The following is a 7,591-nucleotide window of genomic DNA, read 5'->3' as shown; positions in this document are numbered from 1 at the left end:
CGGTGGTGGCAATAACCGCTACTCAATGGAGGCAGCCCTTATGGCTACGATCCTCACCCCGTCACACCCGCAGTTTGTCTTTGTGTTTGCCGCCGTTCGTCGCGCAGACCGTCAGTCCCGTATCTGTATGCTCCGCACCGTGGCCGGTGATGAACGCACCGCACGCTGTTCCCTTGTGCGTGATTACGTCCTCTCGTTCGCTGGCCGTCTGCCGGTTGCGGAGGTGCACGCATGAGACATACCACCATTACCGTCAGCGACCTCGAATGCCTGGAGCATATGCGCAATGTCGGCCAGCTCGTCAGCGACCTTATGCAGGTGCAGGACTGCGCCACTGTACATCGTGACCCGGCGCAGCAGTTACAACTCACCTCGGTGATTTACCTGATGACCGCCCAGCTCGACGGCGTGGTTGAACGCTGTAATGAACGCTGGCTCACTGAGGAGGTTCGCGCATGAAACACCCCTTACCGCCCGTATTACGTGCCGCACTGTACCGCCGTGCGGTGGCCTGTGCCTGGCTGACCCTGTGCGAACGCCAGCACCGTTATCCGACGCTCACCCTCGACACACTGGAAAGTGCCATTGCCGCCGAGCTGGAGGGCTTCTACCTGCGCCAGCACGGCGAGGAGAAAGGCCGCCAGATTGCCTGTGCCTTACTGGAAGATTTAATGGAAGCCGGCCCCCTGAAAGCCGCCCCGTCGCTGTCCTTTCTCGGGCTGGCCGTGATGGATGAACTCTGCGCCCGCCATATCACCGCACCGGTACTGCACTGAGGGAGACAAAACCATGAACATGAACGTAACGGAATCCGTAGAACGGGCTCGCGGCCACTGGCCGCGCATTCTCCCGGCACTGGGCGTGAAGGTGCTGAAAAACCGCCATCAGGCCTGCCCGATTTGTGGTGGCGATGCGCACAGTGACCGGTTCCGCTTTGATGACCAGGAGGGGCGCGGCACATGGTACTGCAACCGGTGCGGTGCGGGTGACGGCCTGAAACTGGTTGAAAAGGTGTTCAGGGTGTCAGCGACAGAGGCCGCCGGAAAGGTGAATGCCGTGACCGGTAACCTGCCGCCGGTTACCCCGGAAATGACAGCAGCCGCAGAAGCCACAACAGAAGCTGACCGCAAAGCGGCGGCCTCGCTGGCCGTAAAGCTCATGGAGAAAACCCGCACGGCCACCGGCAACGCCTACCTGACCGGCAAGGGCTTCCCGGATTATGAATGTTCAGTGCTGACAGGGGCGCACAAAACCGGTGGCGTGCCGTACCGCGCCGGTGATGTGGTGGTGCCGCTGTATGACGACACCGGCGCACTGGTGAATGTCCAGCTAATCAGTGCAGACGGCCAGAAACGCACCCTGAAAGGCGGCAAGGTGAAAGGGACATGCCATACCTTCAACGGCCAGAAACAGGCCGGGAAACGCCTGTGGATTGCCGAAGGGTATGCCACGGCACTGACCGTGCATCACCTGACCGGGGAAACCGTCATGGTGGCGCTGTCGTCCGTGAACCTTCTTTCTCTGGCAAGCCTTGTCCGGCAGAAGTACCCGGCCTGCCAGATAGTTTTCGCCGCCGACCGCGACCTTAACGGTGACGGCCAGAACAAGGCCGCAGCGGCCGCAAAAACCTGTGAGGGGACGGTCGCCCTGCCGCCGGTGTTTGGTGACTGGAATGATGCATTTATACAGCACGGTGAAGACACCACGCGTCAGGCCATGTATGACGCCCTCCGGCCACCGGTTCAGAGCCCGTTCGACACCATGAGTGAAGCGGAGTTTACCGCCATGAGAGCCAGTGAAAAGGCGGCGCGGGTGCATGAGCATTACGGCGAGGCACTGGCGGTCGACACCGGCGGCCAGCTGCTGTCCCGCTATGAAAACGGTATCTGGAAAATCATTCCGCCACTGGATTTTGCCCGTGACGTGGCCGGGTTGTTTCAGCGTCTGCGCGCGCCGTTCTCGTCGGCCGCCATTAACGCGGTGGTGGACACCCTGAAACTGATTATTCCGCAGCAGAGTTCGCCCTCACGGCGCCTGATTGGTTTTCGTAACGGTGTGCTCGATACCGGCACCGGCCTGTTCAGCCCGCACCACAAATCACACTGGCTGCGCACCCTGTGTGATGTTGATTTCACCGCGCCGGTGGCCGGGGAAACACTGGAAACCCATGCGCCGAACTTCTGGCACTGGCTCGACCGTGCCGCCGGTGGCCGCCCAGAAAAACGTGACGTGATACTGGCGGCGCTGTTTATGGTGCTGGCGAACCGCTACGACTGGCAGCTCTTTCTCGAAGTCACCGGCCCCGGTGGCAGCGGAAAAAGTATTATGACTGAAATTGCCACCATGCTCGCCGGGGCGGATAACGCCACGTCGGCCGACATTGACACACTGGAAGACCCGCGCAAACGTGCATCCCTCACGGGGTTCTCGCTGATTCGCTTACCTGACCAGGAGAAATGGAGCGGTGACGGTGCCGGGCTCAAGGCCATTACCGGCGGCGATGCGGTGTCCGTTGACCCGAAATACCAGAATCCGTACTCGACGCATATTCCGGCAGTGATTCTGGCGGTGAACAACAACCCGATGCGCTTCACTGACCGCAGTGGCGGCGTGTCCCGTCGCCGGGTGATAATCCATTTCCCGGAACAGATTGCGCCGGAAGACCGCGACCCGCAGCTTAAGGACAAAATCGCCCGTGAGCTGGCTGTTATCGTGCGTCAGTTGATGCAGAAGTTCAGCGACCCGATGAGCGCCCGCACGTTACTCCAGGCACAGCAGAACTCGGACGAGGCACTGAGCATCAAGCGTGATGCTGACCCGGCCTTTGATTTTTGTGGCTATCTGGAAGCCCTGCCGGACGCTGACGGGATGTATATGGGGAACGCCAACATTATTCCGCGTCAGCCGCGCCTGTACCTGTATCACGCCTATCTGGTGTACATGGAGGCGCACGGCTACAAGAACACCCTCAGCCTGACCATGTTCGGTAAAGGACTGTCGTCCATGCTGAAAGAGCGGTATTTGAATTACGACAAACGACGCACAAATCAGGGCATGTAGACCAACCTCACACTGAAAGAGGAAAGCAACGCTGACTGGCTGCCGAAGTGTGATGAACCCACCGCAAAATAAACTACCCTGACCGGCTGATGCCGGTCTTTTTTTTACCTGAAATCAGCCAGAGTGAACAGTAAAGTGTTCACTGTTCACCAGGTGTTCACAGCGTAACACCATGAATATAATAAATAAAAATGAAGGGTGAACACTGTGAACAGTTTTTCCCAAAAAAACTTCTTCCTTCATAACTTATCAGACTGCTTAGTGCCAAATGCGGACTGTCAATCATACAATCGAACCGCAAGAACCAGTATATTTGTGTATGGTGGGTATAAGGAAACGATGAGCTGTAAGTTTGAATAACGCTCCAATCCCCATTAATCCTGCATTATACTGATGAACGGGCGCAGCAGATTGTTCTGGGGGTGCCGCTGGTGCACTCGCCACAGTGCAACATTAGCAGGGCTGTGAGTCTACGAGCATAATTTTATCGCACGCTTTATGGATTGCTTTCTGCATCAGGGGTCGTTCTTCACACGAAATGGATGTTATGATTGATATAGCTCATTCTGGTTGGTGGTTTGTGATTGGTCAGATCGCACAATCCGGGCTGAGTTTCATTAAAGTGATCTACTATTCCGCGCAGCTATTAGAGTCCCCAAAATATGAAAACTCCATCGTGCACTGGCGACATTATATTATTCTCCCGCCCCAAAAAAAGCGCAAATATTGTCGTGCAGTCATTCCTAACAAGACGCAACGCAAAGCATCATCATGTAGCTATTGCCCTCTATAATTACAGCTTGATTCATGCAATGCCAAAACTCGGAATTCATCTGCGCCCTTTAGTTGAGTACCTCAACGAAAACAAAGAGTTTGTTGTTTTTCGGCACATCTCCTCTCTCAATGAAATAAACTCCGAGCACCTTGAAAAAAATTTGAGACACCATCATCTACAGAGCTATAGTTTACTAAATACTATATATACCAGCCCGCGTCACTCATTTTGTTCAGAGCTTGCTGCCAAAGCTTACGAAAACTCGGGAATGCAATTAACTCATGGAAATAAAAATCCTAAAAGCGTACTTCCGTCCGATATATTTAATTACGTGAGCTCCAGTCCCGACTGGGTAGATATTACGCAGCACTATAAATGTTTTTATTTTGACAACCCAGAATCAGGTTCGCTGCTCTTGGGAGCCAAAGTTGAGCAAAATATTGTCAATTACACCCAACTGATGGGCTACGATCAGCAATTATTTGTAAACAGAATTAACTCAATCAGAATAAAACAAGGGCATAGTGATGACCTCCTGACTGCTCCCATGAGCTTTTGGACAAATAGCCTTACCAGATCCGTGACAATTCCAAATCTTCTTTGTTATTGGGGAAGAATGCTAAGAAACCTTATCCAATACCCCTTTGAAAAATTGAAGAATAAGCCCTTACCTAAGGATGAAATTCCTCTTGAAAAAAAATCGGACGAAGAAACAGAGTAGCTGACGTTGATTAATACACCTCAATACTAGTCATGCTGTTGAGGCAGCCAATGTCCGCACCTCCCTCACAGCAGATTATAACGCTTGTACCTATAGTCTGCGGAGGTGAACAGCAAGCTATACACTGTTCATCGAGTGTTCACACGATAACACCATGAAAATAAATAACAAAAATGTTCAGTGAACAGTGTGAACAGTTTTCCCCAAAAAAAGTTTTTTAGATAAGATCGTTCACTGATGCTTTGCCTAGAGAGTTTGTCAGTCAAGAAAATGTGTATAAGTATGTGTATAATAAAAAGAAGCATGAAAAATAAATTCCATTAAATACATTCACTTATAATGATTGCAGCACTCCTGTGATCTTCCGCCATCTGTCTTCCGAGCAAGTCCTCGAAGATTCTTTCCCCTGCACAATATTGTTCATTTCCCCATCAGCTTGATGGAAATAAAATTGTCCGATTTATATAATTCGCTATCAACAGGTAGATCGATATATATTATCCATCTAGTGAGTCACATTTTAATACCACACTAAAAATCACCAAAAAAATTTCATTAAATTACATCCATATTTGCGTACTAACTCGTAGCACTTCACACCCTAAATAATTCCTCTATGGATTTAGTTGGATAAAAGAGAAAATTCTCGTTTTCTCCACAGAGTTGAATAAAACCCAGTTCAAGATAGAAGTGCTTTGCTTTACTATTCAATGCTTCAACAAACATGCCATGAATACCTACCGCTTGTGAGGCCTGGTAAACAACTTTCATCGCATGGGTGACAAGCAAATCACCCCAACCCTGGCGTTGAATGCTTTTATCAATAGCCAGCCGCCCCAGGGTTACGCTCGGAACATTTTTATAGGGCACACGCTTTTGTTGGGTTTTACTCGGAAGGCAGGCTTTCTCAAAACTGCTACCAGACAACGTGTAATACCCCAGAACGCGAGGTTTTTCATCTCGTGTAACCAGCAGATAACCCCGTAAAATCTTGCTGAGATGCTGGCGTTTTAAGTGATCTGTAAGAAACGTATTCAAATACGCTTCTCCGCAGTCGAAATGGCTTACATCATATTCAACATCCTCAGAGAACATCTCTACTTTCAAACCGCCCACGTTTCACTCCATGTCTTGCAGACGTTTAGCCGCGCGTTTTAACCGCTCGTTTGGCTCTGCCGGGTTGCTGATTGCATCCATAACCCGATTCCATGATTCCTCGTTAAGGACCATACGGCGGTGCTGTTCAATCACCTCCGCGGCCCGTTCAGAGGCAGTACTAACCATAAACTGTGAAACAGACTGGTTAGTCATTGCCGCGGCTTCTTCGATCAGGTTCTTGTCGTATTCATTTAAACGCAGATCGATGCGCTGTTTCTTCAGTGCTGGCATGGTATTTCCCCGGCCACTCATGATGAAAGCATGGCGGCCAACTGCTCGTTAAATATAAGCCTGAAGATTTCAATTCTCTTCCTGGCAACAAACTATGTACGGTTTTTTACCGTACATCAATAGTAAGAATATCAGGCCAAAAATTCAACAATATATTGGGAAAAAATCAGGTGAACAGGCAATACCTTGATTAACACCAGGCACTCAACACAAAAAAACGGCGCGAGATCCGTCGCGCCGTTGTGCCTGCTGAGTAAACCAGAAAGATTAGAAATCGTACTGCATAATCAAACGGTTCTGCCAGAAGCTGGAATCATACAATGGTGAAGTCTGTACCCCGGCGAAGTCGGTTACGCTCAGGCCTTTCAGCATGCCAGTGAAACTCCAGGTGAAATACACCAGGTATTCAGACTGGTCGATGCTGGAAGAAGCGGGGGTCGGTTTCAGGTCCATAAAGGAATACTGCGTACCCAGTGACAAGTTTTCGTTCATTACGTAATGCAGGCTGGTCATATACGCGTTACCGCTGCCCAGGTCCTGGGTGCTGGTGAAGAACGGCTGCGCAAAATAAGGGCCGGAAGACGCATTATGGGCATACGGGGTAACCAGGGAGCCATTGTTCCAGCTATTACCGCTGGCGGCGATATGGTCATAACCCAGTTTCCAGCTCAGGGAAGGAGTGAAGGTTAAGCCCAGTTGCGCGCCATAAGACGTGCTGTTAACTTCACCTGCCAGCGCTTTACCCGCACTGGTGCCACGCACAAATTGCAGGCCGACATCTGGCTGGAACAGTGCATCCTGGAATTGTAAGTGGCTTTCGCCATACACCAGGCGAGTATAATCCGCATATTCTTCATACCAAATCTGGCCGGTCAGGGATTTATTATCCCACTGCATACCGCGCCCGCCACCCATGGCCCACATACCATTGGTGGTGCCATCCGCATCGGTATAGTTGGTTGTATTCAGGAACTGGTCATCGCCCCAGGGTTTATAGCGCCAGATTTTAGTGGCGTGCAGGAAGTTAGTGCTGTCGCCATAGTTGGCATCCACGCCACGGAACAGCGCAGGTGTAATACGCCAGTCGTAATCACCCACAAATGGCAGATTAAGGCGCTGGTCACCCGCAGTAATTTTGAAACCATCGTGCTCCCAGCTTAAATAAGCTTCACCAAAATTGGTTTGGTTATCGCCAATATCGCTGATGGTGTGCGCTTCGTCCGGGTGGTTAATACCACGCAGGAAGATACCGCTTACCCCGGCACGCACACCATAAAATGGCGCGGTTTCAAATTTCAGAAAGCCACCGTAACTGATGGTGTCCTGGTTAAAGCCTTTCGAAAAATAGGCGTTGTGCGTGGAATAATACATGGAACGCAAACTGCCGCTTACCGTACCGCAGGTAAACATGTCGGCAAAGCTGTCCACACCACTGGTACCGTACTGGCAATCACTGATGTTGCTTTGTGTTTCCGCCAGTGCTGCCGGTGCCAATGGCAACAAAAACACCCCCAAACATAACCCACTCACTGCTTTTAATTGCATTATCCCCAACCTCGCCACTCGTTATAAAAATGCACAGACCATCACCATGGCAACAAGTTATATTTGTCGCCACATGAGACCTTTGCAGTAAAAAAACCTTA

The 7,591-nt window shown here is 50.8% G+C and carries 7 protein-coding genes and 2 pseudogenes; 5 read left to right on the top strand and 4 right to left on the bottom strand.

The genetic code is table 11. The annotated features are described in order from the left end of the window. From DT73_RS25030 to DT73_RS25015, 4 genes and pseudogenes are all read left to right on the top strand, one after another. Positions 1-235: host cell division inhibitor Icd-like protein (locus tag DT73_RS25030; protein ID WP_036116750.1), on the top strand; the 235-nt coding region annotated here is incomplete at its 5' end. Further along, positions 232-459, top strand: coding sequence for a hypothetical protein (locus tag DT73_RS25025; RefSeq protein ID WP_036111040.1), 228 nt, complete (start codon positions 232-234; stop codon positions 457-459). The genes DT73_RS25030 and DT73_RS25025, both read left to right, overlap by 4 nt. Beyond that, the gene (locus DT73_RS25020) at positions 456-776 is read left to right on the top strand and encodes a DUF5375 domain-containing protein (RefSeq protein WP_036116722.1); all 321 of its coding nucleotides are present in this window, start codon (positions 456-458) and stop codon (positions 774-776) included. Before DT73_RS25025 ends, DT73_RS25020 begins: the two co-directional genes overlap by 4 nt. Positions 777-789: 13 nt before the next feature. Further along, positions 790-3,132: pseudogene (locus tag DT73_RS25015) on the top strand (primase-like DNA-binding domain-containing protein). A gap of 316 nt (positions 3,133-3,448) precedes the next feature. On the opposite strand, the pseudogene DT73_RS26910 reads toward DT73_RS25015, so the two are convergent. Further along, a pseudogene (locus DT73_RS26910) lies at positions 3,449-3,618 on the bottom strand (IS630 family transposase); the annotation flags it as partial. Between the two features lie 104 nt (positions 3,619-3,722). On the opposite strand from DT73_RS26910, the gene DT73_RS25010 reads away from it, so the two are divergent. Continuing rightward, positions 3,723-4,556: a YiiX/YebB-like N1pC/P60 family cysteine hydrolase gene (locus DT73_RS25010; protein ID WP_036116720.1), complete on the top strand. Its 834-nt coding sequence runs from the start codon at positions 3,723-3,725 to the stop codon at positions 4,554-4,556. Between the two features lie 594 nt (positions 4,557-5,150). On the opposite strand, the gene DT73_RS25005 is transcribed toward DT73_RS25010, so the two are convergent. The 3 genes from DT73_RS25005 to DT73_RS24995 all read right to left on the bottom strand — a co-directional run bounded on the left by DT73_RS25005 (position 5,151) and on the right by DT73_RS24995 (position 7,490). Further along, the gene (locus DT73_RS25005; protein WP_036116748.1) at positions 5,151-5,651 is read right to left on the bottom strand and encodes a GNAT family N-acetyltransferase; all 501 of its coding nucleotides are present in this window, start codon (positions 5,649-5,651) and stop codon (positions 5,151-5,153) included. 24 nt (positions 5,652-5,675) lie between these two features. Beyond that, complete coding sequence (locus tag DT73_RS25000; RefSeq protein ID WP_036116718.1) at positions 5,676-5,945, bottom strand: DUF1778 domain-containing protein; 270 nt, start codon at positions 5,943-5,945, stop codon at positions 5,676-5,678. Positions 5,946-6,212: 267 nt separating this feature from the next. Continuing rightward, entirely contained in the window at positions 6,213-7,490 is a 1,278-nt protein-coding gene (locus DT73_RS24995; protein ID WP_036116716.1) for an OprD family outer membrane porin, read from the bottom strand. Positions 7,491-7,591 lie beyond the last annotated feature (101 nt).

The sequence above is a fragment of the Mangrovibacter sp. MFB070 genome (assembly GCF_000705335.1).
GTDB classification, from domain to species: Bacteria; Pseudomonadota; Gammaproteobacteria; order Enterobacterales; family Enterobacteriaceae; genus Mangrovibacter; species Mangrovibacter plantisponsor.
Note: the sequence above shows the minus strand (reverse complement) of the source record. Positions and strands in the feature narration are given on the sequence as shown.

Coding starts and splice junctions, on each gene's coding strand:
- DT73_RS25020 (WP_036116722.1), top strand. CDS start 456: ATGAAACACCCCTTACCGCCCGTATTACGTGCCGCACTGTACCGCCGT.
- DT73_RS24995 (WP_036116716.1), bottom strand. CDS start 7,490: ATGCAATTAAAAGCAGTGAGTGGGTTATGTTTGGGGGTGTTTTTGTTG.
- DT73_RS25025 (WP_036111040.1), top strand. CDS start 232: ATGAGACATACCACCATTACCGTCAGCGACCTCGAATGCCTGGAGCAT.
- DT73_RS25000 (WP_036116718.1), bottom strand. CDS start 5,945: ATGCCAGCACTGAAGAAACAGCGCATCGATCTGCGTTTAAATGAATAC.
- DT73_RS25010 (WP_036116720.1), top strand. CDS start 3,723: ATGAAAACTCCATCGTGCACTGGCGACATTATATTATTCTCCCGCCCC.
- DT73_RS25005 (WP_036116748.1), bottom strand. CDS start 5,651: ATGTTCTCTGAGGATGTTGAATATGATGTAAGCCATTTCGACTGCGGA.